This is a genomic window from Bacillus sp. T33-2, assembly GCF_002860205.1.
Taxonomy (GTDB): Bacteria; Bacillota; Bacilli; order Bacillales; family Cytobacillaceae; genus T33-2.
The window spans coordinates 51,009-74,543 of sequence record NZ_PGVB01000024.1 but is presented as its reverse complement, the minus strand read 5'-3'; the positions used below and the strand labels follow the sequence as shown (position 1 = coordinate 74,543).

29 protein-coding genes and 1 tRNA gene are annotated in these 23,535 nt (G+C 40.1%); 6 read left to right on the top strand and 24 right to left on the bottom strand.

From position 1 onward, the window contains the following. Positions 1-120: 120 nt before the first annotated feature. Positions 121-582 carry a hypothetical protein gene (locus CVD19_RS16305; RefSeq protein ID WP_101583375.1) on the bottom strand — a complete coding sequence of 154 codons (462 nt, stop codon included), beginning with the start codon at positions 580-582 and terminating at the stop codon, positions 121-123. Positions 583-753: 171 nt separating this feature from the next. Here CVD19_RS16305 and CVD19_RS16300 point away from each other — a divergent pair, with 171 nt between their 5' ends. Beyond that, positions 754-948, top strand: coding sequence for a hypothetical protein (locus CVD19_RS16300; RefSeq protein ID WP_101583371.1), 195 nt, complete (start codon positions 754-756; stop codon positions 946-948). Between the two features lie 217 nt (positions 949-1,165). Here CVD19_RS16300 and CVD19_RS16295 read toward each other — a convergent pair whose 3' ends face one another. The 8 genes from CVD19_RS16295 to CVD19_RS16260 all read right to left on the bottom strand — a co-directional run bounded on the left by CVD19_RS16295 (position 1,166) and on the right by CVD19_RS16260 (position 5,601). Continuing rightward, positions 1,166-1,756, bottom strand: a complete 591-nt coding sequence (locus CVD19_RS16295) for a hypothetical protein (protein WP_101583369.1) — start codon at positions 1,754-1,756, stop codon at positions 1,166-1,168. Positions 1,757-1,785: 29 nt separating this feature from the next. Beyond that, complete coding sequence (locus tag CVD19_RS16290) at positions 1,786-2,154, bottom strand: hypothetical protein (RefSeq protein ID WP_101583367.1); 369 nt, start codon at positions 2,152-2,154, stop codon at positions 1,786-1,788. After that, positions 2,144-2,452 (bottom strand): hypothetical protein, encoded by a 309-nt coding sequence (locus CVD19_RS16285; protein ID WP_101583364.1) that lies wholly within the window; start codon positions 2,450-2,452, stop codon positions 2,144-2,146. The genes CVD19_RS16290 and CVD19_RS16285 overlap by 11 nt, the downstream gene beginning before the upstream one ends. Before the next feature lie 147 nt (positions 2,453-2,599). Then, positions 2,600-2,881 (bottom strand): hypothetical protein, encoded by a 282-nt coding sequence (locus CVD19_RS16280; protein ID WP_101583362.1) that lies wholly within the window; start codon positions 2,879-2,881, stop codon positions 2,600-2,602. Positions 2,882-3,185: 304 nt separating this feature from the next. Beyond that, a complete protein-coding gene (locus CVD19_RS16275) occupies positions 3,186-3,521 on the bottom strand; it encodes a hypothetical protein (protein ID WP_101583360.1) in 336 nt (111 codons plus the stop codon). A 171-nt stretch (positions 3,522-3,692) separates the two neighbouring features. Further along, positions 3,693-4,064 carry a hypothetical protein gene (locus CVD19_RS16270; RefSeq protein ID WP_101583357.1) on the bottom strand — a complete coding sequence of 124 codons (372 nt, stop codon included), beginning with the start codon at positions 4,062-4,064 and terminating at the stop codon, positions 3,693-3,695. A 162-nt stretch (positions 4,065-4,226) separates the two neighbouring features. Next, complete coding sequence (locus CVD19_RS16265; RefSeq protein ID WP_101583354.1) at positions 4,227-5,195, bottom strand: helix-turn-helix domain-containing protein; 969 nt, start codon at positions 5,193-5,195, stop codon at positions 4,227-4,229. 103 nt (positions 5,196-5,298) lie between these two features. Beyond that, on the bottom strand, positions 5,299-5,601 hold the full coding sequence (locus CVD19_RS16260) for a recombinase family protein (protein WP_180953666.1): 303 nt from the start codon (positions 5,599-5,601) through the stop codon (positions 5,299-5,301). A gap of 1,537 nt (positions 5,602-7,138) precedes the next feature. On the opposite strand from CVD19_RS16260, the gene CVD19_RS16255 reads away from it, so the two are divergent. Further along, entirely contained in the window at positions 7,139-7,945 is an 807-nt protein-coding gene (locus CVD19_RS16255; protein WP_101583348.1) for a hypothetical protein, read from the top strand. A 77-nt stretch (positions 7,946-8,022) separates the two neighbouring features. Here the strand turns inward: CVD19_RS16255 and CVD19_RS16250 are convergent, their stop codons facing one another. Both CVD19_RS16250 and CVD19_RS24880 read right to left on the bottom strand, forming a co-directional pair. Then, on the bottom strand, positions 8,023-8,994 hold the full coding sequence (locus tag CVD19_RS16250) for a tyrosine-type recombinase/integrase (protein ID WP_101583346.1): 972 nt from the start codon (positions 8,992-8,994) through the stop codon (positions 8,023-8,025). Between the two features lie 187 nt (positions 8,995-9,181). After that, positions 9,182-9,278: transfer RNA gene (locus CVD19_RS24880), tRNA-Sec, on the bottom strand. Between the two features lie 135 nt (positions 9,279-9,413). Between CVD19_RS24880 and CVD19_RS16245 the strand changes: the two genes are divergently transcribed. Next, on the top strand, positions 9,414-9,839 hold the full coding sequence (locus CVD19_RS16245; protein WP_101583343.1) for a DUF2621 domain-containing protein: 426 nt from the start codon (positions 9,414-9,416) through the stop codon (positions 9,837-9,839). A 252-nt stretch (positions 9,840-10,091) separates the two neighbouring features. On the opposite strand, the gene CVD19_RS16240 is transcribed toward CVD19_RS16245, so the two are convergent. The 3 genes from CVD19_RS16240 to CVD19_RS16230 form a co-directional block, all read right to left on the bottom strand. Further along, positions 10,092-10,580 (bottom strand): CcdC family protein, encoded by a 489-nt coding sequence (locus tag CVD19_RS16240; RefSeq protein ID WP_101583341.1) that lies wholly within the window; start codon positions 10,578-10,580, stop codon positions 10,092-10,094. A gap of 191 nt (positions 10,581-10,771) precedes the next feature. After that, a complete protein-coding gene (locus CVD19_RS16235; RefSeq protein WP_101583339.1) occupies positions 10,772-11,131 on the bottom strand; it encodes a response regulator in 360 nt (119 codons plus the stop codon). 228 nt (positions 11,132-11,359) lie between these two features. After that, positions 11,360-12,070: a cytochrome c biogenesis CcdA family protein gene (locus CVD19_RS16230; protein ID WP_101583336.1), complete on the bottom strand. Its 711-nt coding sequence runs from the start codon at positions 12,068-12,070 to the stop codon at positions 11,360-11,362. 285 nt (positions 12,071-12,355) lie between these two features. On the opposite strand from CVD19_RS16230, the gene CVD19_RS16225 reads away from it, so the two are divergent. Beyond that, complete coding sequence (locus CVD19_RS16225; protein ID WP_101583334.1) at positions 12,356-12,526, top strand: aspartyl-phosphate phosphatase Spo0E family protein; 171 nt, start codon at positions 12,356-12,358, stop codon at positions 12,524-12,526. Positions 12,527-12,565: 39 nt separating this feature from the next. Here the strand turns inward: CVD19_RS16225 and CVD19_RS16220 are convergent, their stop codons facing one another. The 5 genes from CVD19_RS16220 to sirA all read right to left on the bottom strand — a co-directional run bounded on the left by CVD19_RS16220 (position 12,566) and on the right by sirA (position 17,732). After that, positions 12,566-14,359: an ABC transporter ATP-binding protein gene (locus tag CVD19_RS16220; RefSeq protein ID WP_101583332.1), complete on the bottom strand. Its 1,794-nt coding sequence runs from the start codon at positions 14,357-14,359 to the stop codon at positions 12,566-12,568. A gap of 4 nt (positions 14,360-14,363) precedes the next feature. Then, positions 14,364-16,112 carry an ABC transporter transmembrane domain-containing protein gene (locus CVD19_RS16215; RefSeq protein WP_101583330.1) on the bottom strand — a complete coding sequence of 583 codons (1,749 nt, stop codon included), beginning with the start codon at positions 16,110-16,112 and terminating at the stop codon, positions 14,364-14,366. 182 nt (positions 16,113-16,294) lie between these two features. Then, a complete protein-coding gene (locus CVD19_RS16210; RefSeq protein WP_101583328.1) occupies positions 16,295-16,666 on the bottom strand; it encodes a hypothetical protein in 372 nt (123 codons plus the stop codon). Between the two features lie 325 nt (positions 16,667-16,991). Continuing rightward, positions 16,992-17,207 carry a YneF family protein gene (locus CVD19_RS16205; RefSeq protein ID WP_101583326.1) on the bottom strand — a complete coding sequence of 72 codons (216 nt, stop codon included), beginning with the start codon at positions 17,205-17,207 and terminating at the stop codon, positions 16,992-16,994. Positions 17,208-17,291: 84 nt separating this feature from the next. Beyond that, positions 17,292-17,732, bottom strand: coding sequence for a sporulation inhibitor of replication protein SirA (gene sirA, locus CVD19_RS16200; RefSeq protein ID WP_101583324.1), 441 nt, complete (start codon positions 17,730-17,732; stop codon positions 17,292-17,294). 281 nt (positions 17,733-18,013) lie between these two features. Here sirA and CVD19_RS16195 point away from each other — a divergent pair, with 281 nt between their 5' ends. Next, positions 18,014-18,649: an FMN-dependent NADH-azoreductase gene (locus CVD19_RS16195; RefSeq protein WP_101583321.1), complete on the top strand. Its 636-nt coding sequence runs from the start codon at positions 18,014-18,016 to the stop codon at positions 18,647-18,649. A gap of 45 nt (positions 18,650-18,694) precedes the next feature. On the opposite strand, the gene CVD19_RS24875 is transcribed toward CVD19_RS16195, so the two are convergent. Then, positions 18,695-18,844, bottom strand: coding sequence for a hypothetical protein (locus CVD19_RS24875; RefSeq protein ID WP_180953665.1), 150 nt, complete (start codon positions 18,842-18,844; stop codon positions 18,695-18,697). A gap of 122 nt (positions 18,845-18,966) precedes the next feature. Continuing rightward, on the bottom strand, positions 18,967-20,973 hold the full coding sequence (tkt, locus tag CVD19_RS16190; protein WP_101583319.1) for a transketolase: 2,007 nt from the start codon (positions 20,971-20,973) through the stop codon (positions 18,967-18,969). A 249-nt stretch (positions 20,974-21,222) separates the two neighbouring features. On the opposite strand from tkt, the gene CVD19_RS16185 reads away from it, so the two are divergent. Continuing rightward, positions 21,223-22,071: an STAS domain-containing protein gene (locus tag CVD19_RS16185; protein ID WP_101583316.1), complete on the top strand. Its 849-nt coding sequence runs from the start codon at positions 21,223-21,225 to the stop codon at positions 22,069-22,071. Between the two features lie 35 nt (positions 22,072-22,106). Here the strand turns inward: CVD19_RS16185 and CVD19_RS16180 are convergent, their stop codons facing one another. The 3 genes from CVD19_RS16180 to yneA form a co-directional block, all read right to left on the bottom strand. Further along, on the bottom strand, positions 22,107-22,340 hold the full coding sequence (locus tag CVD19_RS16180; protein ID WP_101583313.1) for a DUF896 domain-containing protein: 234 nt from the start codon (positions 22,338-22,340) through the stop codon (positions 22,107-22,109). Positions 22,341-22,416: 76 nt separating this feature from the next. Next, a complete protein-coding gene (locus CVD19_RS16175) occupies positions 22,417-23,064 on the bottom strand; it encodes a YneB family resolvase-like protein (protein ID WP_101583311.1) in 648 nt (215 codons plus the stop codon). Between the two features lie 31 nt (positions 23,065-23,095). Next, positions 23,096-23,413, bottom strand: coding sequence for a cell division suppressor protein YneA (yneA, locus tag CVD19_RS16170; protein ID WP_101583308.1), 318 nt, complete (start codon positions 23,411-23,413; stop codon positions 23,096-23,098). Positions 23,414-23,535: the final 122 nt, after the last annotated feature.

The window sequence follows — 23,535 nt, the reverse complement described above, 5'->3', positions numbered from 1 at the left end:
TTTTAATTTTATTGAAATGGAACTCATCTGGACATGTTTCATCTTCTTGTTTTCTATCTTGCGTCCAATTGACTATATCACTACTTAAAGCCCCCTCACCGGCAAGTACCCAAATGCTGCCTACAATAGCAAAACTGTCATTTTTGCCACTTTAGTTGCAATTTGATATTCTTTTTGCGCTTCCTCTTGACTTCTTCTATATCTCCTAACCTTTTCATCAGCTAAAAAAAGACCATATTCATTTTGTATCTTAGCCCTTGATCGTGTAATTGAGGTTAATCTCTCTAATCTAAACAATTTATTAAGACTTACGAAGCTACCTTTATGTCCCTCAAATACTTGCCAAAATTTGACCATTAAGGCAACATCTGAATTTCTGGTTTCAGGGTACTTATTCAAAATAGATGCTACTTTTGTAATTAAATGTTTCGTATTTCCTTGTTGAACATCAATCCATAAGGCTTCCGCTTTTTTTCTTTTTTCCGCTTCCTTTTCCTCATCTTTTTGATCTTCTTGTTGATCTTCTTCTTCACTTAAAATCTCTTCATTGATGTCTGTGAGAAGCTGGTCCCTATCCGTCATTCGCTTCCCCACCCCAAATGAAATCTTTTGGTATATTTTAGCATAAAATGTTGGGTTTTGGAAATTATCAATATTAACTAATCTGAGAGAAAATTTCGTAATAGATTAATATTGAAGGTTATAAAAAAGATTTTGTACAATTGGGTCAAATCTTTGAAGGAAGTGATTTTTATGGCTAGGAGGAAGTACACAAAAGAGCAATGGACCTACAAATTTATAGGAGAGGGCGAAGAGGATTTAATAAATATCTTAAAAAGGCAATTTGTCAGATGGATTAACGAACAACACGCCTATCCAGTGATCGCTCTTAAGGACGATATCATTAAGGAGCATTTCCAAAAAGAATATAAAAATAGGCAAAAATAAAACCCGATCCAAATAAGGACCGGGTATCATCGGCGTTCCGACTCGGAAGGGTGGCCTAATCGGAATAATATGTTTTTGAGTTTATTGTGATTAAAAGCTATATATTAACCAGATTACGGTATTCACCAAAATCATTGCTATAAGTAGTAACGTAAAAAGGGGGTGCTTTTCACCATCCTTTCAAAGTTAAATTTTTTGGTGAATCCCTTATCCAAGATTATTTATTGTAACAATAAGTCTTTAATTCGGGTAACTCCCTAGTAAAAATTTTGATACCATGTTCGATTATCATATCATTGTACTTTTCCAGCAACTCCGCAAACTTCAACGTTGATACTCCAAACCCAACTTCATAAGATATTGTTGTCCCATGATAAGTAACAACAGGTTGAAGGATATTCAGTCTAACTTCTTTGTTACTCTTAACATAGTTGATGAATTCGTTAATTACAGATAACTCTTTTTCTTTGATTTCATCACCGTGAACATCTAAGTCATACAGGCTTATTTTTCCATAACGACCTTCAACCTTAATATTCAGTGATTCTAGTTCAGTTTTAAAAGTTTTCATATAGTCACGATCTTTAGCTATTCTTCTTAAATCAACTATCCTAAGAGTGGTCTCTTGAAGGAAACAGTATAAATTTTTGTTTAAATCCGCAACTAAATCTAAGTTTTCCCATTTACCGTTGTAGTCCTCTTTATGTTCACGCATCCAGTTCGCTAATCCTTTAGCGATATTTTTTATGGGTACTTTGTCCCCGCGATTGAAGTTCCACTCCATATACTCGCAATACATCTTTTTCATTTCAGTCGTCTCCTTCGATTTTTAGTTATTTATAAGCCTTTAAGCCATTCTGTATTTTCTTTCAGTTCCTCGTATGTCTCTGATGGACTTTTATAATCATCACCCAAAAGTCTTCTCATTTCTTGCCTATGCTTCTCTTCTTCCTGCCTGTTTCTTTCGAGTTTCTTATCCATGACATCCAGCCCATCTAAGAATGATTTTGTTTGACGGTTACTTACAGGTCCGGATGCTCTTTCGCTCGAATCTACCAAACCTTCCAGGTAGTTGTACTCTGTTGAACCATACTTAGTTTCTAATACATTATTAGACTGGCGATTCATTCTAGCTTTGGCTTTTTCGTTGATTTCCTTCATGGTGAATTTCATAAAAGGTCCTGATACCCCTAGTTCATAGTTCATGATTATTCAATCCTTTCAAGTTGAATTGGATTTTCATTTTAAGCTCACTTTCTTGTATAAAGAAATAGTTCCGGTATTTCCCTTTCTTAACCTGGATTCCGTAATAACGTAACTCATTTATTAAGAACGGATCTCTTAAGTAAAAATTAAAATTCTGGTAACTCATTCCTAACGCGTGTCTGATTTCTGTAGATTCTGTGTCTTGATTTAGTAAGAGTTTATTCGCAATTACTATTTGTGCGACTAACTTTGCCATTTTTCTTTTTCTCTTAATGGCGTTTTCAGTGTGTTTATTCATTTACTATCTCCCCTTCTCGATTACAGAAGGACATACAGTATAAGCGCGAATAGGGTAAGCCCTTCATGTTTATCGAGTTTATATTCGTATTTGGACGCAACTTCTCGCCCTCTCATTGGCTTCTTCAACTCCTCTCTTTGAGTTGTATTACTTCTCACTTTTAAACTTATTGATTCGAGCTCTTGCGATTGAATCTACATACTTGTATTTACTGATCAAGATTTGTGCATCAACTTTTAACGATCCTTCTTTAAATGCCTGTATAGTTTCCTGAACATAAATATCTTGCTGCTCATCATAATGAATCTCGTAAGTTATTATGATCTGCCCTCTCACCCTCTGGCCACTCACTAGTCCTAACTGTGTCCCAGGGACAATTGCGAGAATTAGAGCTATCAATATTTTATCTTCAGAAATGAATGCTATCATTTTGAAAGCTCCTTCACTTCACATCTATTCCGTTAACTTTTAAAAGTTGTTTTTATATGTTTGAGTTCAAAAAAAGTGAGGGACCATTAGATCCCTGGTACCCAAACCAAACAATGATAATACAATCAGATAGGAGACGGTTTTGGGACCATTGTTTTTTGGAAGGAGTGGTCCCATGAATTTGAACAAGCAGAGAAAGGAAGGCGCTCATCTCTCCCTGTTCTCTATTAACATTAGTTTCAATTTCGAACACTTTTTTCTCATCGTTTTTATAATTTGTTTTTATATTTTTAACCGCGTGTTATCATACTCGAACCGTCTCAAATCGACCAGTAACAGAATTTTTAAATTTCCATTCCTTCCTGTAAAATTCTTTCTTCTTTTCATCAAAGAAAATTCCGCGCTCTTCTAATTTGTCTTTATTCTGTTTATAGTGATATCGAACGTCCTTTACGGTTATTTTGAATTTGTTTGCTAGCTCTTTAAGAGTGATTCCTTTATCAGTTGTATAGACATAAAGGTAACTTACAAAATGACCTTTAATTGAGTGCTGATTTTCCGGCCTGAATCTTGATCTCGTTTGCTCTTCACTGTCTTCCGATGGTTCGAACTGCTTGAATTTGTCTCTTAAGTTTTTCATTATCTTACAATCTCCTTTAATTGTAATGTTGGTCATGATTGGAACAGACAGCCATTTCCAGGATGAAAGAAGGGGGTGATTAGGTTAAAGTAGACTTTTTAATCCCGGAAACTTCAAACTCTTCTGGTCCTTCAACCCCTTTTCCTCCTGGCAAAGGCTTTCGGAAATTTATTAATGTTCAACAAGATCTGCTCGTACTTCATTAGACCAGTTCATTAAATCAGCATTATCCTCTAGCTTCACTAATTCCACCGTAAATCTTAATAATGCTGCATGAATTTTATTAACAGCTTCCTCAAGCTTGATTTCCTTCTCAATAACCTTGTTAGCCATTTCCACAAGATACTCTTCCATTGCAATATAGTGTTCGATATCAATCAAATGCTCTATATTGTACGTCAAGGCAAAAGACTCAACCCTTGTACCAATCATTTCGTCCAACAGTAGATGATAATCTTCTCCGACTTCTTCCAACTGGTCAGAAAGATTCACGACTTCCAAAAGTCCAATAAAGTTATTTTGAGTTAACGCTAATTTGTTCATTTTTCCATTGCCTCCGTTTAAATTTAGCGCGTGATTTATTACGCGCATATATAGATAAGTGATTCTAGATAAGTGATTCTAGATAGGAGGTACCTGGAGTTCCCAACCTTAGGAACAACAGATACCCGGCCTTAGGAACCTCAAATACCTTAGGTACCTTATTTACCTTTTGCTTCTGTGTTCTATAGGTTTAATTAAAGTAATTGCACTGTTGTCATTCCTGATCAGCCTTTCAATCAACCCATGTTCCGATAATTCTTTTAAGTAGTTTTTAACTTGTCTTTCACTTACTCCATACATTTCTGCAAGTTTCTTATTAGAGTGGAATAAGTAACCTTTTTCATGGTCCATATTTTTCAGTAAGAAAATATAGAATCTTAAACAAGCATTATTAATTGCCCTATCCAATAAAATATCCTCAATACCATTAAAGAGAATCAAATAACCAACTCCATTTCCCTTTTGTTCTGCATTTTTCAGGCCCTTTTTCTTGTGTTCGTAAAATTTCTTAGCATGTTCAGCCATCTTTTGTTTGATGGTCTTTTCTTTTTCTTCGTTAGAAAAATCTCCCTTAGGCACTTCTGATTCATTAGGTACTTCTAGTTCCTTGGGTACATCAAATTCCTTAGCTTCTGTGATGCACACTGTTTCTTCTATTTCTGTCACTCCTGGCTGCAATTCCTTGACTTTTTCTTTGGAATCCCGGATTCCTTGTTCTGATCCTTCTTCGTTCACCTCGGCCTGGAACGACTTTTCTTGTTCAATGATCTCTTGCTTCCAGTGATCCAGAGACAATTGTTGAAGGTCCGGATCGTATTTCTTGATTAAGCTTACGATCTCCGTATCTTGGCCCCGGCTGTCATTCGCTATCGTATCCCTGCTCATTTGATTCTGATTTTCACTGATGATAAGATCGTTTATAGGATCAGTATTATGGTTTAAAGAAGTTATATATGGATCAGCACCTAAAGTAGTCTCTTTCGGTTTATTTTTTTGCGGTTGAACAAAAGAAGTATTATTAATTTCTGACCTTTTTGCCATTAGCTCATGATGAGCTTTAATAAAAGGATCTTCTTGTTCTTTATGTTTTGTTCCATTTGTTCTGAATGTCTCCATGTTTTGAAAGTTCATTTTTGGTTGTCCCTTTCTTTGACTGTATTATCATTATCGATCCGTCCCTTTCCTTTAAATTTGGTAAGCCCTTATTCCTGCCCTAATGCTTGATGTTCACCCACTAAATGCTGAATGCTTCTTTAAGATTATCTAAATTAAGTCCATCTTTTTTGACCTTCTTAAGTTCGATCACCCTTTCTAAAGTTTCCTGTCTTAAAAATTTATCATTTTTGTATTCCGGATCATCGATAATAAATTGAATCCGCGACTTCTGAAAACTCTTTCCTGCTCGCGTTTTGATATTGAGCTTATCTAATATTCTTGTGATCTCTTGGTAACTAAAATTAAGATCAAAATGCAAGTAATAAATAAGCCCGATGATCCGCTTTTCTTTTGGATCATTGTCGAAGCCGTACTTTGCCATTTCTTTTGTCCTCCTTTGTGCCTTCTTTCTATAAACCATTAATACTGTTCAGCCGAACATTTTTCTCACAAATAAAAAAAGAAGCATCCGTAAAAACTGAAGAGCTCCTAGACCATTAGATATTGTTCATTATTGACAACATGTCTTACATTTTTGCGATTTACTCCTGATAGTTTTTATATCTTTTGGAAGTTTTTCTCGATACCTTTATTCGAGTGGTTATCGAGTGCCATTTCGAGCATTATGGAGAAGTAAGTGATCTATAATCTAAGAAGGGAGTGAATGAGGGATATGTAACTGTATAACAATTGTGATAAGTCATTGGTTTAAATCGGTGATATACCATTTTTATTACCAGGTACTAACATGAGATGCTAACTTCCCTCTTGGCTGTTAATTAAATAGGATTAACCCTAAAATTCCGGGAAAGTTGTTTTTATATCTTCGCCCCCCCTGAAACCTGTGGTAAGATAACTTCAAAAACGTTTAACGCTATTTCAGATAATCTATACTATATGAAATTGTCTTGAAATCAGCTCATTTATTTATACAAAAATCACCAATTCACAATCTCTTAAAACCTCTGCAAACATTGATATATCAACCTTCGTATAAAATCCTGCATATTCCCTGAAATTAGTCAGTTTGTGAATCCCCATTACATCAACACTTATGCAAGTAATTAACTTCCAATAAGTATGATTATGTTAACTATTCATGAATATACAATACATAATTATGTATGAAGCAGTGAACAATCGCTCGCAAACGATGAGTGATGAGTGAGCAACGAAGAACGATTGATGAAGGTTGATCGATGAGCGTTGATGATCGCTTGATTAACGAATAATGAGTGAAAAAGAAATGAACAAAAGAAAGATCGTTCATCGCTGATTAGTTGATGAAGCAGAATGATTAGAACTTTTGAAGGATCGATAAAGACTTTAAGGATTAATAGTTTTTCAATGAAAATGATAACGAACCATATTATTATTAACGGAGCAATTAAGCTCCTGAAAGCTCTAACCCTGCTATTTTATAGTTCTAGGTAATTATAACGTAAATAAATAGCTACTGGATGGAATTTAGCTTAATTACAAGCCTTCTAACACGTTTTACAAAGGTCCTTAATATAACCTATTTTCGACGTCCGCAACGGCTCCAGGAGACCATAGAATCGATTTGAGTATGTAATGACCTAGAACAGAATAAGACCTCTTCCAAAGCCCTCCACAAGCTTCAGAAAGCTCTATTTCAAACGATTACAAGACCATGAAAAATATAGTCCAGAATAGATCGTAATTATTAACGGGCGGTATTTTACGAAATTATTTCTTCGATTGTTTGAAATATCCTTGAACCCCTCCACTCACAATAACTGGCACATAATCCATTCTAGGTATTTAAAATGGATTGGTGCTGATTATATACCCGAACAAAAATTCCGATAAAACAGAATATTAAGATAAATCATGTGTAAATTCTGCTATAATAACAATGTGAAAGAACAATGTTTTTAACAAGGAGATGAGCAGAAATGAATGTAGCCCAGATCAACATTATTGATGTTTACTTTGGAGTAAATGAAGAAAAGGGGATTCACGAAATAGGCCGCGATATTCGATTTTCAGCGGTTTATGAAGTTGATATCGATATTCAACAGTTAGAATCAAAACTCATTGATGAAATCATGCAAAAAAAAGGTGATGGCATCAAAGTAGAAATCAACTCGTTTGAAAATAATCATTATGTAGATGTATATCTTCTTCTTGGTGAGGAACAAGAAGATGACAAATTTAATATCGATTTCATTCTTGAATTCCTCCAGCAATTCCAAAGACATGATTTAAAAATTAACAAATACAATGAAAAAAATTATGATAAATTCATTTATGCTCGATATGCTCCAGGCGATTATGAAGATATTAGCAATTTCCTTCAGGAAGAAGGGATAGAGTTCCAATTACTATCTAAAACAAGAAATACCTTCGAAAGAGGTGCAAGTGACTTTTGGGAAGGCTTTTTAATCGCTATGGGACAAAGTGCTTCGTGGGATCTAGTGAAGATGACAGCTTCAAAAATAAAAAATAGGTATAATGGATCATTCCGTTCAATAGAAGTGGCTTGTTTGGATGTTGGAAAATTACGAGAAAATTTAGCTGATTTGGCAGTCGTAGATCAGCAAGACTTGAGATTAATTTCATTCTTTGAAATAGACAACGACCAAGAAACATACGAGGTTCACTTTAGAACTATCCATGAAAAGTTTGATGTACAATCTAATAAATCTGGAACTATATTAAAATTTGATCGATATGACATAAGAGAAGTAGTAGCTGACTAAAAGTCTAAAATCGCTAATTTTTTATATTAAAAACCAAAAGAGGGAGATGGTGTCATCCATCCCCCAGTTATTCTAATTTATTTAAGTCGGTTTAATGGGCTAAACGAATTATGCTGTCGTTTTACATCGCTATTAGTCATCTGAATGTATTTCCTTACCATACTCATGTCACTATGTCCTAATATCTTCTGCAAGCTGAAAGGATCACCCCCATTCATGATATAAAACAAGGCACCAGTGTGACGTAAAGTGTGGGGAGACACCCTCTTATTCTTAATCTGCGCCCTCTCACCATATTCCATCATATTTCTTCTAAAGGTATTTGCCGTAAGCTTCCTTCCATCATTCGTTAAAAACAAGAGATTAGACCGGAAATCTTCTGTTTCCGTAAGATACTCCGATAAGACCTTGATCGATTTTGACGACAAAGGCACAATCCTGGATTTTCTGGTTTTCGTCTTTTCTTCTTCTAGTTGAATAAAACCTGTCTTCAAATCAACATTATCCCTCTTTATTTCGAGTAATTCTGAAATACGGACCATTGTATCAAGAAGAATAAGTATCATTGTTTTATCGCGGTAAGATGCATAATACTGCTCATCTATAACTGATAACAAAATTTTCACTTCACCGGGAGTTAATGCCTGTATGGTATCTTCCGGAACCTTAATAGGCTTGAACTTTTCATGAAAAGGTTCCTGGATATATCCCTCCGTATAGCAGAAGCGCATAAAGGCTCGTAACGTTCTTACTCTAAGATTGACTGTCATCGGCTTCAACCCTTTTTCATGGATCATGTAAGACATGTATTCGCGTAACAGATGGATAGTTACTTCATTCGCAGAAATATCCCCTTCTATGAAATCGTAGAAGTATCCGAAATGTATTTCGTAATCACTAATTGTGCGTTCAGCTAGTGCTTCTGATTTCTTAACTGTTAGGAACCTCTCAAACATTTCGACCAATGTTAGGTCCAAATTAACCTTTCTTTCCTGGACACGGCGGCCTTTCCTTATTGGTTTCCTGGTGTTAAATAATCTTTTTTCCATACAAAAAACGCTCCCTCCATGTGATAGTTGAACACGATAAAGAAGCGTTTTGGTACTAACGTATTCCGTTTTCGGTCCCCGACGTACTCGCGTATTTTTAACCCAAAATACGTGTGGGTTGTACGTGTGGGGTATTTAAGTCTTCAAAAGTTATAAGTTTGCTAAACCCTTATTATTGTTGAGTTTATGGCGGGACTGCGTGGGAATCGAACCCACCTGACCTGGCACGCAGGTCACAAGCGGTTTTGAAGACCGTGGGGGACACCAGTACCCCATTCAGCCCCATTTTGGAACAAGGTCTATTATACTTGATTCATGAACTGGATTACAACTTCTCTGGCTTAAATACTTTGCTTGTCACATAATTGGCACAATACTATAATAAAAACAGATAATATGTTATGTGGGTGAGCATTATGATGCTTGAAGGATGGTTTTTATGGTTTATCCTGGCCTGGGTGGTTATCCTGGTCGGTTTGTTTGCGATCGGCGGGTTCTTTATGTTCCGGAAATTTTTGAAGAAGCTGCCTAAGCAGGACGGAAAGTCTGATATGGATTGGGAAGAATATTACGTCAATCAAACGAGGCATCTCTGGCGTAAGGACCAGAAAGAGTTTCTTGAAGATCTTGTCACCCCTGTCCCTGAATTATTTAGGGATGTCGCCCGTCACAAGATTGCCGGGAAAATCGGTGAGCTGGCCCTTAAAGAAAAAGCGTCCCGGATTACCGAGGATCTGGTAATCCGAGGGTATATTCTTGCCACTCCCAAGCGTGACCACAAATTTTTAAGAAAAAAGCTGACCGACAGCAGCATTAGCATGGAACGATATGAACATCTTTTCTAAACTGCCCACAGGCAGTTTTTGTTTTTTAAATGGAGAAATAAACGCAGTGGCGAATAAAAGTCCTACTTTGGCTAATAAACTTTAAAATCCGGCTAATAAATGATAAAACCTGGCTAATAAATCAGCACCTCCGGCTAATATTCCGGTGCCTCCATCTAATAAACAGCTTCAGACCAAAATATGAACCATAAAATCAACAATTTACGACTAACGGTAAAATCCCCGGTCCACCACATATGAACCGGGGATTTCCTATGCCATTTTGGTATCAGTTGGCCCGTTTAGTTCGTTATACAGCTTGCGGTACTGCCTGTACATGGCGATCCGCCATGGGACGATCATGCCGAACGCTAGGATCCAAAACATTCCGCTAAGCTCTCCGACGTCGATGGACGTGCTTAGCACTAGTTTGCCGATGATCCTCACTAGAAGCAAGCCTATTAAGATGAAGATAAAGGCCTTTGACCTTTTTAAATAAATGTCTTTATCGCGGATTTCGAATTTTGATGTTTTAATTAACAGGATAGAAAAGAGCATTCCGACTGATAGAGCTTCGATCACTTCGAGAAAGGTGACCCGAAAGGCAGGAAAGAGGAACATGAGGGCACCGGTGCTCATAAAGATGGGCGGCAAAATGATTTTTTTTGCTGTTGCCGGTTTTTTTGCGGCTTTCATTCGGATGAACAGTACCAAAACAGCCATGCCGATCGCCACCAGTGTTGAAGCCAGAGCGTAGTTCATAAAATACATCCTTCTTGGTTGAAATTTACACTACCATTATACCGTATAAAGCAGGCAGATATCATCATAAATAAAGCCATTCAAGATTTCTCTCAAATGGCTATCCAAATCTATGTTCTACAGATCGAATCCAATGCATGGCAGCCGCCTCACCTATAGCTGTGGAAGTGGCATCTAAATTGGTTTGTCATCTAACCTATGACTCTGGTAATCGAATCCAAAACATGACTGTCATCAAAAGGTTTGACGATAAAATCCTTCGCCCCGGCTTCAATAGCCTCGACGACCATTTTTTGCTGGCCCATGGCTGAACACATGATGATTTTCGCATCAGGATAATCGCGTTTGATTTCCTTTACCGCTTGAAGTCCGCTCATTTCCGGCATTGTGATATCCATTGTAACTAAATCAGGTTTTAACTCTCGATATAAGCGGACAGCCTCGATGCCGGTTTCAGCTTCTCCGACGATATCATGATTCGCTTTCTTCAGTATGTTGCTCAACGTGATTCTCATAAACTTTGCGTCATCAACTATCAATACTCTGGCCATCGCTGTATCCTCCCTGATCATCACAACGAACGCTCATGGTTCTATTGTAAAATTAGGTCTTAAAAAACCCTTTCATTACAATATAACTAAATTTTTGTAAAAATTTCAAATTAAACTATCCGACAATTTTCTTATTTTGAAGAAAAAGTACCAAATTTCTCAATAAAAATGTTTTTAACAGTCAGAAAACGACGGATGCTCCCGAATGATTGTAAGGTTCCCGATTATTTAAAAACCGGTAAAACCCCCGGTCAACATTGAAAACAGCTCAATAATTTTTGTCATCCAGTTAAAAAACAATATGATGCCCATTACAATCATTAAATAACCGCCAATTTTCATGATCTTTAAGTTGTGCTTCCGGATCCACTTCATTTTGCCAACAAAGAATGACAGGATGAAAAACGGAATCGCAAACCCGAGTGTATAAGCAAACATGTAAGGTATTGCAGATCCAGGGTTAGAACTTGCAAGCCCCAATACTGCGCCTAAAATCGGCCCTGTACATGGTGTCCAGCCGGCCGCAAAAGCGATTCCGATCAGTACAGAGCCCAGGTAGCCGGATGGCCGGCTCTTAAACTCAAATCTGCGGTCCTTCATCATCCATTCCGGTTTAAAGATTCCAACAATCATTAAACCGAAAATCACCATGAAGATCGCACCGATCTGGCGGATCAAATCCTGGTACTGGGTAAAGAAGCGGCCAATGAAAAAGGAGGTTCCGAATCCTAAAGCAATGAAAATACTCGAAAACCCAATCAGGAAAAACAGTGTATGTAGTAAACTGCGTCTTTGCAACATGGCATTTTCGCTTTTAATCTCGCCGACGGACATGCCTGTTATGTATGAAAGAAAGGCCGGGTACAAAGGCAGGCAGCATGGTGAAATAAAACTTAAAAATCCGGCTCCGAGAGCAATAAAAACATTCACATCTGACATGTCAACAACTCCTGTATTTGAACGATTCGTCTTTATTCTAACAAATCTTCATGGCAAAGATAATAGATAACCTGTGAACATTCCAACTTTTCACTATTAATATAGTTATGTTGCTAAATATATTGTTTTAAATGTTTTATGAAACTAAATTCTTTTGTATTCTATCTAAAAATAGCTTATACTGGATATAGATATAACAATTTTTTCTATTTTTTTCAATCATTTTACATAATTATAGTTAATTCGACATAGATCCTTACTATCTGACAGAAAGGAATATCAGCCGTGTCAAAACAAGAATTAATGATACTCATTGAGAAGAAACGCGCTGAATTGATCCACATTGCGTCGTTATACGGATTCAGCTCATCAACAGTCATTCAATACAGCCAGGAGCTTGACCATTTATTAAATGAATATGACAGGTTCTCCACAAAAAAAGTCCTGACACACTAAAAAACAGCTGAAGCACGCGTGCTTTCAGCTGTTTTTCAATTAACTCATCGCGTCCTGCAGGTATTCAACTGAGCCGTTTTGGAGGAGGAACATTTTATAATACAGTCCCCGCTTTGCGAGAAGCTCCTGATGGTTCCCCCGCTCGATGACATTTCCGTGATGCAGCACGAGGATCAAATCTGCATCCTGGATCGTTGACAGACGATGGGCAATCGCAATCGTCGTCCTGCCCTGCCGCATCCGTGACAATGCTGTCTGGATCGCTTCTTCTGTCTCTGTATCGATGTTTGAAGTTGCCTCATCAAGCACCAGTATTTTTGGGTTCGTTGCAATCGTGCGCGCGAAGGCGATTAACTGCCTCTGGCCACTCGAAAAAGTGGAACCGCGTTCGACTACCTTGGCATCATATCCATCCTCAAGTCTCGAAATAAACGAATCAGCCTGGACAAACCTGGCAGCGTCCTCTATTTGCTGATCAGTAATCTCCTTGTTATGCAATCGGATATTGTCTTTTACCGTCCCATAAAACAAGAAAGGATCCTGAAGCACAAGCCCCATTTTCTCACGCAGCTCATTTTGCTGATAATCTTTAATCGAAATTCCGTCTATGAGAATGTCACCCCTGTCAAACTCATAAAAGCGCATGAGCAGATTAATGATCGAGCTTTTTCCACTACCAGTATGTCCGACCAGTGCGACTGTCTGGCCCGGTAATGCTGTAAAAGATATGTTTTTCAGGACATCCCTTTTTCCATCGTATGAAAACGACACATTCCTGAATTCAATATGGCCTTTTTCGATCTCCCTTAGTTCATCTGCTTTTTGTTCTGGAGCCAGTTCCTCGGCATCAAGCAGCTTGAACACCCTGGAGCCGGCGACAATTGCCTGCTGGTACATCGAAAGCCGGAACATCATATTGTTGACTGGTTCGAACAAGCGGTCAAGATAATTGATAAATGCGTAAATGACACCGATTTCGACAGGACTGTTAAACGAACTGATCCCAAAAAAATTAAGGACGATAATCAGGGCGAAAGCATAGACAAGATCAACCGCAGGCCTCAGTAGCAGCCCATCTGCTTTGATATTCTTCAATTCAGCCTGATAATGCTTTTCATTGATTTCCCCGAATTCCTTCCGGAGCCGGTTTTCCTGGCGAAATACCTGGATGATTCCCATTCCCTGCAGCGATTCGCTCATCTTGGCATTCAACTGGCTAAGGCGCTCCCTCATGTCCTGGTAAAACCGGGAGCTGTATTTCCGGTATGTTCTCATGATCATCACAATCAGTGGCAGGATCAGCAGGCAAAACAGCCCAAGCTTCACATTAAGAATGAACATCGCCACAAATATACCCGTTATCAAGAAGCCACTCTGGATAAAAGTAACAATGACGGTTACGAACATTTCCTTAATCGCTTCGGTATCGTTTGTCACCCTCGACACTATTGAACCCGAAGGCGTCTTATCAAAATATTTCAGCCCAAGGCTTTGTACTTTGGAAAACACATCAATCCTCATCTGCTGGATGATTTTCAGGGCAATCTCCTGGAACTTAAGGAGCTGGAAGTAGGAGACCAGTACATTAGCGACCTGTATCCCGATAAAAGCAGCGCCAAGCATAAACAAAGGCTCAAATGAAAGATTTCTTGGTGTCAAGTAATCATCGATAAATATTTTCACAAGAATCGGTCCGAGAATGTCCCCGATAGTTGTCAGCAACAACATCGTAAAGGCCAGCATAATCAGTTTTGCATGAGGTTTTGTGTATGTAAGCAGCCTCTTTAATACGAGCCGCTGTTCCCTGGCACTCATTGCAGTAGTCTTCTCCATTGCATTATCCCCCCTGCTCCACAAGCTCTTCCAGCTGCTGGCGCAAAAACATTTCTTTGTACCAGCCGCCCTGCTCCATCAATTCTTCATGGGTGCCGCGCTCAATGATCGTGCCCTCGTCAAGGACTATGATCAGATTTGCATGTTTGATCGCGCTTAAACGGTGTGCCGTAATCACTGTCGTCTGCCCTTGCCGGTTTTGCCTTAACGCGGACAGGATTTCTTCCTCTGTCTTCGCATCCACGGCAGACAGTGAATCGTCCAGGATGAGTACCTCCGGGTTCATTACGAGTGCACGTGCAATCGAAATACGCTGCTTTTGCCCGCCGGACAGGGACACGCCCCTTTCGCCGACTACTGTGTTATATCCGTCTGTAAACTGCTCAATATCTTCATGGATATTGGCAACTTTGGCTGCTTCGATGATCTCTGACGATGATACCGATGGTTTTGCAAACGCAATATTCTCGCCAACCGTTGCCGAAAATAAAAAATGGTCCTGGGGCACATATCCGATTGCTTCTCTTAATTTTTCCATTTTATATTGCTGGAGGGACAGTCCGCCAATCGAGATATGGCCATCACTGTCCTCAAATTCCCTGATCAGGAGTTTGAGAAGCGTCGTTTTTCCTGTTCCCGTCTTCCCGACGATCCCTAGCGTCTCACCCTGTTTCAATTCGAAATGAATATCTCTTAAAGCCGGTTCCTGCTCTCCCGGATATGTAAACGTGTCAATGCTGTATGTGATATCACCGCATGGCAGTATATCCTTCGCGTCAGGACTGTCCATGATTTCCGGCTTCTCGGATAATAATGATGAAACCCTATCATAAGAAGCAAGTCCGCGTTCAACAATATTGAACAGCCAACCAAAAGCAAGCATCGGCCAAATCAGAAGGCCAAGATAAGCCGTAAATGATACAAGCTCACCGAGGGTCAGTTCACCGTTCAGCACAAATCTCGATCCAAAAGCGACCGAAAGAAAAAAAGAAATCCCTACAATGATGGAAATGGTCGGATCAAACAAGGAATCAACCTTCGCGACAGCTATATTTTTGTTCACCACATCTTCAGATTGCTTCCGGAATGCTTCGATGTCATCTTCTTCCTGCCCGAACGTTTTGATTACTTTTATCCCCATAATGCTTTCCTGGGTCTTATCATTTAATGAAGAAAAGGCCTCCTGGGCCAGATGGAATCTTTTGTGCAGCATCGTTCCATACCAGCTTGTCAAAAGCGCCATGAAAGGCATTGGTATTAAACAAATCAATGTTAATTTCCAACTGATCGTGGCTGCCATGGCGATTATGACAAACCCGCCCGTCATGAGTGAGTCCGCCAACGTCAATACCCCGGCACCAGCGGTCTGCTGGATTGCCTGAAGGTCATTCGTTGCGTGTGCCATCAAGTCACCAATCCTTCTTTTCTGGTAAAACGATTGGGACATTGACGTAAAATGGCTGTACAGCCGGTTTCTCAGCAATCTCGACAGCTTAATGGCAGAGCCAAAAATCATAATCCGCCAATAATACCTGAGTATATACATCGCAATCGCCGTTACAATGAGAACTCCTGTCCATTGAAGCAGATCGGTTCCTGTCAACGTTCCCTGTCTAATTTGATCGACGACAATCCCAATGATCTTGGGTGGAACAAGCACCAGGGCCGCAACTGCCGCAAGCATCACAAGCCCGGTCAGGTAGGCCTGCTTTTCCTGTTTAAAAAACCACATTAAATCCAAAAACACTTTCATTTTGATCCCCCAGAATGTTCGTTCTTTTAAAGTGCTCCATTAGTTTATCAAATATTTTAAAAATAAGGAAGATTGCCAACCCAAAATTTACTTCACCATAAAAAAACGAAAAAAGCACTCAAAAATCTGAGTACTTTCGCTTTTTTTGTATATACAGCCCTTTATTATATGGCGGCCTGGCCTTAATTGCCTTTATTGATTGCCCCCATACCCTGAAGAATAATTTTCGCATCAGAATTTAAATACTGGACAATATCAGTTCTCAAAAGCAACGTGGCATTTTCTTTGACCGTAAGCTTTAAACCACGTAAATCAAACTTGGATGCGTATGTGTTCAGTGCGTTAATAATTCCTAACTCTTGCCTTTTTAAAGGCTCTGCTCCCGATTCTTTTGATTGAATAATAAAGTTCAATAGATCTCGAGAATTACTATTAAGAAGATGTTTTTGATCAAGCAGAATACTTAAGTTTTCCTCAATAAATTTCCTTGCTGAGATAAAATCGAGCTCATCGGCACTCTTGTTGATATTTTGTATTAACTCATTAAATTCCATGATGCATTCTCCTTTTGATGAAACACTATACCAGTATTATCGGAAAGAATCTGTTGATTTGAACAATCATTATGATAAAAGCACAACTTTATTTCTATTGATACTATATGCCGGAGTTCTTGCTCACTCAGATTTTCCCTTTAAAAAACATTCCGACGTTATCTTTATCAGAAAAGTAATTCCATTGCCTGACCTAAACTTGTCCAAAACTCTCTTTTACATAATTCCTGTGTTTTAAATGCATAAAAAAACCACCTCTCCTGTTTGTTCATTCAACAGAATAAGCGGTTTTAGTAAAGTCTAATTAGACAATTTTCCTGTCCAATTATTTTCCAGTCTGTTTATTCATCGCTGCCATCATCTGATTGATTTTCTTCTGGGAAGGTTTCATACCCATCTGCATCATCATCATTTTTAGCATTTGTTCGTTAATTGGCGGATTTTTCTTTAAGTAGCTCATCATATATTTTCGAGCAATGAAAAATCCTAGCGCTACACCGGCCAGCAATGCCAGTATACCAACTAGAATTACATCCCACATAAAACTTCCTCCTTCATGTTGTCTACCATACAGTGTACTAAACCAATCGCTATTATACAATATTTGCAGCTTTTTTTCTCTGATTTAGACAAATTTTCTTTCCTTGATTGGTTTAAGCCATCCATACCGTTTAGATTCGAGGTCAATCGCCAGAAAGGATGTCTCACATTTACGGAGGACTTCAAAAAAAATCGTCTCTGTGTCAACGCTTCCATCTGATTCGACAAGCAAGGATCTGTCATATACCCTCAACGTCGCTCTATCGGTTGATTTACTTTGTTCTATATAATAGGAGCCTTGATCAGCCCTGAAATCGTTGCGGCCAGAAAGCTGCTGGTGCAGGAGCTGATGGACGCGAAGAACAGGGATTGGTTTTGTAATAAAGTTGATCTGTTTTAAAATGATCGCTCTCAGCTCACCGCTTGACTTGCTGTACTCTTTGAACAATTGATAAAACATGCGCTCCCTGCCAAAGTAATGCGAAGCGAATTCATCCTCAATTAAATAAAGCTGGTAGGATCTCACCAGATCCCCTCCTCTATTAAACAACCATTTAATATTATTATAAAAAATAAAGAATTGTGCGTTTGTCTAAAGAAGTAAAAAAATATCACTATTTTTGTCGAATTCAAAAATTTCTTACATTAATTATAGATTGGGTGAAAGGTATTGTCACGAAATTCATGTATTGGAACGTTCCAGCTGAATTCATCCAAATATATTCACATTTTTTCGCCTCATAGTCAGGCGATTTTGTGGGAAAAATACCTATAGCACATTTATTAAACGAAAAAGGATTGATACAGATGGCAACTATTTTGTACATAACCGCTAACCCAAAACCGGTTCAGGAGTCATTCGGCCTGACGGTAGGCGAGGAATTTTTAAAGGAGTACAGAGAGGCCAATCCCAATGATGAAGTGGTGAGGCTGGACTTATACAACGCAAATATACCTTATATTGATGTAGATGTATTCAGTGGCTGGGGCAAGCTCCAGCATGGAAAAGGCTTTGAAGAATTAAGCAGCGAAGAAAAGCAGAAGGTAAGCAAAATCAACGAATTCACCGACCAATTTGTCAGTGCCGATAAATATGTCTTTGTTACGCCAATGTGGAATCTTAGCTTCCCGCCAAGGCTAAAAACCTATATCGATACCGTGGCGATTGCGGGCAAGACGTTCAAATATACGGCTGAAGGCGCCGTCGGATTATTGACTGACAAGAAAGCTGTTCACATCCAGTCACGTGGAGGCATTTATTCCGAAGGGCCTGCAAAGGATTTTGAATTCGGCGACCGCTACCTGCGGGCGATCCTGACTTTCATGGGGGTTCCATCAATTGAAACTGTCGCAATCGAAGGAATGGCGCAATTCCCTGACAAAGTTGATGATATTAAGCAGAAAGCGATTGAAAGAGCAAAACAGACTGCCAGGACATTTTAATCAGTGCCAGAAAAAAGCCTGACTGCCAGGCTATTTTTGTTTGGGTCATTTGGTTAGCCCATCTAACGGAATTTCTTTCATGTAATCAAAAGGGAATGCACTTGCTTCCCCCGCTTCCTGAATGTCAGCCGGCTCACCGCCACCTTCAAACTTTACCACATTTTCTAGCGGGATATCCTTTCCATAAATGAACACAGGAATGTCCACCTCCTCTTTTCTTTCGTATAGTTAATCCGTGGATAATAAATATGATTCCCCTTTAATTCTCTGATTACACAAAAAAAGAGAACGAAGGCATCAGCTCCGTTCTCATCATCTTATTGCTGTAACAATGATTTTACTCGGGACACAACGTTTTCAACGGTGAACCCGTACTCTTCGATAATTCTTTCTCCAGGTGCTGAAGCTCCGAACTGGTCGATCGCCAGCACATCGCCTTCGTCACCGACATAGCGGTGCCAGCCCAATGATGTAGCCATTTCAATTCCAAGCCGCTTCTTGACAGCTTTAGGAAGAACTGATTCTTTATACTCTTTTGGCTGCGCTTCAAAACGGTCCCAGGAAGGCATGCTTATTACAGAAACATCAATTCCTTCAGCAGCCAGTGCTTCCTTCGCTTTTACGGCGAGCCCTACCTCAGAACCGGATGCCAGCAGAAGGGCATCAGCGGTTTCTTTTCCAGCCTCCGCCACAACATACGCACCTTTTGAAACTCCTTCATAAGCCCTTTGGTCAGTGCCTTTTATTGTCGGAAGATTTTGGCGTGTAAGCACGAGTGCAGTCGGCTGGTCCTTTGATTCAATAGCTGTTTTCCATGCCGCTGCGGTTTCGTTTGCGTCAGCAGGCCGGACAATGGAAAGATTCGGCATCGCCCTCAGTGCTGCAAGCTGCTCGACTGGTTCATGAGTAGGCCCATCTTCACCAACCGCGATGCTGTCATGGGTAAACACATAAATCACGGGCAGCTTCATTAATGCCGCAAGACGGATTGCAGGCCGCAGATAGTCCGAGAATACAAAGAATGTACCTCCAAATACCTTCAGGCCGCCGTGCAGCGCCATGCCGTTCATTGCGGCGCCCATGGCGAATTCGCGGACACCAAACCAAATGTTCCGGCCTTCATAGGACCCAGGGAAATAGTCCCCTGTCCCCTTGATCGTCGTTTTGTTGGATCCTGCAAGGTCGGCGGAGCCCCCAATTAAAGATGGAAGATTCTTAGCAATCGCATTTAACATTTCACCGGATGACGCCCGGCTGGCAAGGCTTTTGCCTTCTTCATATACTGGCAGGTCTTTATCCCAGCCTGCGGGCAAGTCACCCCTTATGGCTGCGCCTAGTTGGATGCCCAGTTCTGGATATGCTTCCTTGTATTTTTCGAAAAGATCGTTCCACTCTGTCTCTTTTTGTGTGCCGTTTTGGACAACCTGTGCTTCAAAATGGTCGTAAACTTCCTGTGGCACATGGAAATCTTCTTCGAATGTCCATTTATAAGCCTCTTTTGTCAGCTTCAATTCATCAGCGCCCAGAGGAGCTCCATGGACATCAGATTTCCCTGACAGGTTTGGAGAACCGTACCCGATAATTGTTTTTACCTCTATTAACGTAGGATGGTTAAGATCGCGCTTTGCCTCTTCAATCGCTGTTGCAATTTCTTCGAGGTCGTTGCCGTCTTCTACACGGATGTATTGCCAGCCATACGCCTTAAAACGGTTAGCGACACTCTCTGAGAAAGATTTATCGAGGTCGCCGTCAAGCGAGATATCATTTGAATCATAAAGGACAATCAACCGGCCCAGGTTGAGGTGTCCTGCCAAAGACGCTGCTTCATGCGAAACACCTTCCATTAAGTCACCGTCACCACATAAGGCGTATGTATAGTGGTCAATTACCTGATATTCGTCCTTGTTATAAACAGATGCCAGATGGCGTTCTGCCATAGCCATGCCTACTGACATCGCGATTCCCTGTCCAAGCGGCCCAGTGGTTGCTTCAACTCCCACTGTATGGCCATATTCTGGGTGGCCTGGCGTTTTGCTTCCCCACTGCCGGAATTGTTTGATTTCCTCCATTGGCAGGCCATAGCCAGATAGATGCAGCAGGCTGTATAACAGCATGGAACCGTGTCCCGCAGATAGAACGAAACGGTCGCGGTTAAACCACTCGGGATTTTTAGGGTTATGATTCATGAACCGGGTCCAGAGGGTATATGCCATAGGGGCAGCGCCCATCGGCATGCCTGGATGCCCTGAATTCGCCTTTTCAATTGCGTCAATGGACAGTGTCCTGATTGAATCAATCGAGAGCGTATCAATTTTTTCGAACATAGGTTACATCCTTTCTATAAATACTAAGTACAACCTTAATATTATAGTGCCTGCAGTTTTAATACAACAAATTGTAACTGTACGCCGGCAAAAAATAAGGGTATGTTTCTTATTCTGACTCAAAAGAACCGGCCATATGTACAAAACCTCTTTGTATTGACAAGTAAATCAGCATAGTATTTTATTTTTCCCCACCAAAAAATATATACTATATATTAATGATATGTTGTACATAGGGGGAGAACTCAAATGAAGGACGAGCTGCGATATATAGGGCAGAAGCTCATCGCCAATAATTTAACTTTAGCTGAACATATCGTTCATTATGAGGACAAAAAATACACAAAGAGAATTGAAGACTCTGGTTTGCCAGTAACTGAACGTATTGGTCACAGAGCAGAGTTATTTGCATACTTTGGGGAGGCTTTGTGCGGAGAGACCGAAGCTGTAGCTGAAAAAGTATCGAACTGGGGAAAAAGAGTCGCTGAAATTGCCATCAAATATAATGTTTCTTTGAGTGATGCTTTGAGGACAGTGGCTTCGTACCGGACCATCATTTGGGATGCATTCACGGAAGAATTGGAGCAAAGGCAGTTTGCTGCGATCACAATGCTTGATGTATCTAAAATCATTGATCCCTTGCTGGATAAAGTTTGTGGCATTATCGGTGAAACGTATGAAAAACATAACAAAATGCTGATGGATATCGCCTACACCGCACTTGAGGAACTATCAGTGCCTGTCGTACCTATCGCTGAAGGGATTGCGGTTATTCCACTCGTTGGAGACATCGATACCCACCGTGCCAAGTTAATCATGGAGAAATCTTTAGGAGAAGGCAGCCGCCTCAATTTAAACAGCATAATATTGGATGTGTCAGGTGTTCCAATGATCGACACAATGGTTGCAGACAAGCTTTTTCATATCGTAACCGCGTTGCAGCTCACTGGTATTGAGGCAATCGTGACCGGAATCCGTCCGGAAATTGCCCAGACAATTGTCAGCCTCGGGGTGGATTTCGGCAGTATAAAAACCCAGGCAAATATGCAACAGGCATTGAAACACTTAGGTTTCAGGCAGTTTCAAGCAACAAAATAAAAAGGAATACAAACATGATGTATTCCAAACATTGATTAATGGAGGCGGTTGTTTTTTTTCAGCCGCTTTAATTTTTCTGGTGTCACATCGTTTCCTATCGGATCCACTATGGTCACACCTTTTAATGTATTCAGCATGGAAGACCGGAATGTTTGCAGGTATTCCGCCCTTAAGCTGGACTGCTCCTTCGCCTCTTCTATTGTCAGGCCTGACGTTTTAGCCTTATTTGCCAGTTCATTTATTCTGGCCATCTTGTCTTTTGGCAGCATACTAAAGCGCTCCTTTTAAATAAAGTTAGACAAATGTCATGTTACTAAAAAAGGAGCCGCAATACAAGAAAGCAGCTTAAGTTTCTGTTGCATCAGTGTATTCCTGGTACCTGCGGTGGACAGTGGCTTTTGATATATCATATCCGAATCCTCTTAGCGTCGCGGCAATTTCAGCAAAAGTCAGTCCATTTTTCCGAAGGCGTACAATTTCCTGAATGGGAATATCTTTCCGGTCCCTGCCGGAATTGTCGCCCAGGTTCTTTAAATTGCGTTGCGGCCTGAATCCATTTTCGATTGCCCTCCGCATTCCCCGTTTGATCTTGATATTGTGAAGCTTGCGTTGATATTCCTCAACCATCCCTACGATTTGCAATACCATCGAGTCTGATTCAGATACCTGGAGTTCTCCATTATGGGATATGCTGTACAGTTTTGCCCCTTCTTTAAGGATGCAATGAAGCAGGGCGATCTTGGCATTCCCCCGTCCAAGCCGTGTTTCGTCCTGGATGAGAACGGCTTTTATTTCTGGTTGCTTTATTAATGAAAGAAGTTCAAGGACACCATCCCGGTCCAGGTCATAACCGCTTGCCTGTTCCCTGATGATCTCCACGATTTGAAAACCGCGCGAATGTGCGAGGCGGGTGAGCTCCTCTTCCTGCCTGGCAAGCGAGGTCTCCTGTGCTTCTTTCGTCGTACTTACCCGGCAATATATGACCGCATTCATGAAGTTACCTTCCCCGTTCCGTCCTAAATAGTTATTCCATGCCTCCGGCAATTTCCGTTGTTGCCCTGTTTTCCGTGGAAACAGGCACAACAAGCTCTTCCCCTGCAAGGATGTTATTCCCGTTGATTCCGTTTTGCTTTTCTACCCAGCTGATAAACTGGTCGGTCGTGAGTTTATGATCCCCCGAAAATTTTTCGGCAATTTGCCAGATAGATTCTCCTTCTTCCACTGTCACTGTTATGTATTCTTTATCTGAAGTATTAAACTGCCCGGCAAATACAGCGCCAAAAGCGATACTCACCGCAAATAAAATAATAGCATATGAATAATTATCCCAAACTTTTTTCAATGGTAACACCCCTTAATAGAATATATGTTCGCCTTTCGTTAAATCTATTATAGGACGAACACTTGTTTTGTGTCAACTAAAAATTCGAACTTATGTTTGTATTAATTTTCAGGACATGTTAT